The organism is Nocardia sp. NPDC060220 (assembly GCF_042727815.1).
Lineage (GTDB): Bacteria > Actinomycetota > Actinomycetes > Mycobacteriales > Mycobacteriaceae > Nocardia.
This window is the reverse complement of the sequence record NZ_JBHWZY010000630.1, coordinates 1-4123: the sequence shown is the minus strand read 5'-3', so window position 1 is coordinate 4123 and position 4123 is coordinate 1. Positions and strand designations below refer to the sequence as shown.

At 68.0% G+C, this 4123-nt stretch carries 2 protein-coding genes and 1 pseudogene; all 3 read left to right on the top strand.

Annotated elements, in window-relative coordinates:
- A pseudogene (locus tag ACFWF3_RS26650) lies at positions 1–298 on the top strand (hydantoinase/oxoprolinase family protein); the annotation flags it as partial.
- 28 nt (positions 299–326) lie between these two features.
- The gene (locus ACFWF3_RS26645) at positions 327–2648 is read left to right on the top strand and encodes a hydantoinase B/oxoprolinase family protein (RefSeq protein ID WP_379316085.1); all 2322 of its coding nucleotides are present in this window, start codon (positions 327–329) and stop codon (positions 2646–2648) included.
- The coding region (locus ACFWF3_RS26640) for an AMP-binding protein (protein WP_379316083.1) at positions 2645–4123 on the top strand (1479 nt) is incomplete at its 3' end. The genes ACFWF3_RS26645 and ACFWF3_RS26640, both read left to right, overlap by 4 nt.

Here is a 4123-nt window from a genome sequence, read left to right as displayed (position 1 = left end):
GGCGATCACCTACCGCGTGCGCGGCACCGGCGTCCTGCCCTTCACCCCGGAACTGCCGCCATTGGCCGCCGCGGAATCCGCCGACGCGCGCCCCGCGTTGCTCGGCACTCGCAAGGTGTGCTTGGACGGGCGCCGCGGCTACGTCGACACCGACATCTACGACTACACGAAACTGCGGGCCGGCCATGTCCTGCGCGGACCCGCGGTGATCGAGGTACCGACGACGACAGTCGTTGTGCCGCACGACACGACCGGCTCGATCGACCGGCTCGGCAACCTCACGATCACCGTCGACTGACCGCCCTCAGCACACCAGGAGTACGACCATGACCACAACGATTCCCGGCTCCGAAGGATTCGTGAGCCGACCGCCGGACCTCGACGCATTGCAGCGTTCGCTGCCTTCGTCGGTGCCCGTGCACACCGTGACGCAAGAACAGATCGACAACGTCGACCCGCTCACCTACGAGGTGATCCGGCACCGGCTCTGGTCGGTGACCGACGAGATGGGCGAGGCGCTCAAGCGGATGTCGGGTTCACCGATCGTGACCGACGCCAACGACTTCGACTTCGCCATCAGCGACGAGCTCGGCCAGGAAGTCCAGGTCGGTCTCTACAACACCATGCTGGTCGGCGCGGTGGACCTGGCGATCTACTGGACCCTGCAGAACCGCGCGAGCAACCCCGGTATCACCGAGGGCGACATGTTCCTGTGCAACGACCCCTGGGTCGGTGGCGGTCTGCACCAGAGCGATGTCATCGTCTACCAGCCGGTCTTCCACGACGGCAAGCTGTTCGCCTGGACCAGCGCGATCTGCCACGAACCCGACCTCGGTGGCTCCGGCCTCGGGTCCTTCGACCCCGCGGCCAAGGACGTGTTCTCCGAGTCCCTGCCCACTCCGCCGATCAAGGTCGTGCGTGACTACGAACTGCAGCGCGATGTCGCCGATGCCTGGGTCCGCCGTTCGCGCGTGCCGATGCTGGTCGGCCTGGACCTGCGCGCGAAGATCGGCGCCAACTCCGTCGGCCGCAACCGGCTGCTCGCGGTGATCGAGCAATACGGAGCCGACACGGTCAAGGCCGTCATGAAGCGCATGATGGCCGATGCCGAGACCCGGCTGCGCACGAAGCTGTCCGATCTGCCCGACGGCACCTGGCGTGCCACCGGTTACCAGGACCAGGCGAATGTGGGTGACCGTGGTGTCCACAAGATCACCGTGGCCATGACGAAGCGCGACGACCACCTCGTCTTCGACTTCACCGGCACCGACCCGCAGACCGGCGTGATCAACTGCACCTACGCCGGCATGCGCGGCGGGGTGATGCTCGCGCTGCTGCCGATCCTGGCCGGCGACATTCCCTGGTCGGCCGGTGGCCTCATGCGCTGCTTCGAATTGATCTCCGAGGAAGGCACGCTCAACAACGCCACCTTCCCGGCCGCGGTCAGCCGTGGCCCGATCGGGCCGGCGTGGTTGACCGGCAACCTGATCGCGGAGTGCCTCGCCCAGATGCTCGACCAGCACATCGAGCTGGGCAAGAACGTACAGGCGTCCTGCTGCGGCACCTGGGACACCACTGTGGTGGCGGGCCTGGACGAGCGGCCCGAGCAGCCCGTGCCGTTCCTCAGCATCATGATGGAACCCATGGCGGGCGGCTACGGTGCGCGTCCGGTGGCCGACGGCATGGACACCGGCGGTTTGTTCTGTATCCCGATGGGGCGCATTCCGGACACCGAGATGACCGAGTTCCTGTATCCGCTGCTCACCCTGTGGCGTCGCGAGGAGCCCGACTCCGGTGGCCCCGGCCGGCATCGCGGTGGTGTCAGCGCCTCACTCGCGGTCACCCCGTACGGGACGAGCCTGCCGATGGGCCTGGTCTTCGCGTCTGCGGGCAAGGCGGTGTCCCAGAACGGTGGACTCGCCGGTGGCTTGCCGGGCAACACCGGCCTGGAGATCCTGGCGCGCGACTCCGGTGTCACCGAGATGCTGGCCGCGGGATCGATTCCCGGTTCGCTCGACGAGCTGGCGGGCACTCAGGATCTGGGTGCGTGCTACGCGGAGAGCTACCTGGCTCCGGGCGAGGTGCTCTACATGCATTGGCAGGGTGGCGGCGGTTACGGCGACCCGCTGCGACGCGAGCCCGAGTCCGTGGCGATCGATGTGCGCAACGGCAAGGTGACACCGGCCGGCGCCGAAGCCGGGTACGGCGTCGTCGTCACCGACGGCGACCTCGACTCCGCCCGCACCGAAACATTGCGTGCGTCCGTGCGCGAGGAACGGCGGCAGCGCTCCACCGTGCCACCGAGCCAAGACGCGAAACTGGATCTGACGCATGCCCGCCGCCTCGACGACAACCTGGTCGAAGTCCGCATCGGCGACAACCGCGTGGTCGGGTGCGCGCACTGTGGTCAGCTGCTCGGCGACAGCAAGTCCGGCAAGCTGGCGCTGGCGCGCTTCGAGGGACCGTCCAGTGTGGCCGGACCGCAGGTGACCTCCGACCCAGCGGTCTACGTCGACACCGAAGTGGTGTTCCGGCAGCAGTGCTGCCCCGGATGCTGGACCGCGGTGTACTCCGGTGTGGTTCCGGCCGATCACCCCGACCACATCGCCGAACTGGCCCAGCTGCTCCCCGCGGTGGCACAGCGATGACCACGTCCGTGACCGGCCGCGCGCGCTGGGGCGAACGCCTCGTCGGGTTCCCGGCCGACCGCGCGGACCGGTACCGCCACTCCGGTGCGTGGACCGATCAGCCTGTCGCCGAACGACTCCACGACATCGCCATCCGGTTCCCGGACCGGATGGCGGTGATCGCCGCCGAGGGTTCGGTGACGTTCGCCGAGCTCGACGTCCGCACCGATCGTATCGCCGTCGGGCTCGGCGAGATCGGCCTCCGACCCGGTGATCCGGTCCTGTTCCAGGTCGGCAATCGGCTCGAGACCGTATTCGCCTGGTACGGCTGTCTGAAAGCGGGCCTCGTCCCGGTCGCGACTTTGGCGGCCCATCGAGGCCACGAAGTCGGGCAGATCAGCCGTAAGGTCGGCGCGGTCGCGCACCTGGTAGAGGCCGGAACAACGTTCGATCTGGTCACCTTCGCCCGCGAGCAGGCCGACGGCCATCCGACCCTGCGGCGCATTCTCACGCTCGCCGCGCCGGACGGTATCGGCACCTACGCGCTCGAATCGCTCGGCGCCGACGTGCCGGCGGATCAGGCGCGAGCGCACGTGGCACAGGTTCAGTCCGCCATCGATCCCCTCGACATCGCGGCGTTTCAGCTCTCCGGTGGCACCACCGGGGTGCCCAAGGTGATTCCACGCCTGCACGTCGAGTACTGGAACAACGGACTGCTCTACGCGCGCAGGCTCGGCTGGGACGAGAACACCCGTGTCGCCCACCTGATCCCGATCATCCACAACGCCGGCATCACCTGCGGTCTGCACGGCGCGCATTCGGTGGGCGGTTGCTTGATCCTGGCGACCGCGGATCCGGCGACGGCGTTTCCGCTGATCGCCGGCGCGCAGGCGACGGCGGTTCTCTTCGGGCACGGACACTTCCAAGCCCTGTTGTCGCCCGGCTACGACGAGGTCCGGCGCGAGGTCCGGCAGGTGATCCTCTCCGGCGCGAAGCCGACCGCTGAGCTCTTCGAACGTGCGGATGACGGCGAAGGGCGGTGGGCCGGGCAGCTTTTCGGCATGTCGGAGGGGCTGTTCACCGTGACCGAACCGGCGGCTCCGGAGCAAGCCAGGTTCGCCACGGTCGGCACCCCGATCGCCGCCGACGACGAGATCCGGATCCTCGATCCCGGCGGCGAGACCGAACTGTCCGACGGCAGCGTCGGTGAGCTCGTCTGTCGCGGGCCGTACACCATTCCCGGCTATTTCGACGCGGCCGAACACAATCGGACCGCCTTCACCTCCGAGGGCTTCTATCGCACCGGCGATCTCGCCATGGTGACCACCATCGACGGCGGGCGGTACCTGTCGATCGAAGGGCGGATCAAGGACCTCATCAATCGGGGCGGGGAGAAGATCAATGCCGAGGAGATCGAGCTGCTGCTGGTGAAACACGAGAACATCGCCAACGCCGCAGTGGTGGCGATGCCCGATCAACGACTCGGGGAGAAGACG

Coding starts and splice junctions, on each gene's coding strand:
- ACFWF3_RS26645 (WP_379316085.1), top strand. CDS start 327: ATGACCACAACGATTCCCGGCTCCGAAGGATTCGTGAGCCGACCGCCG.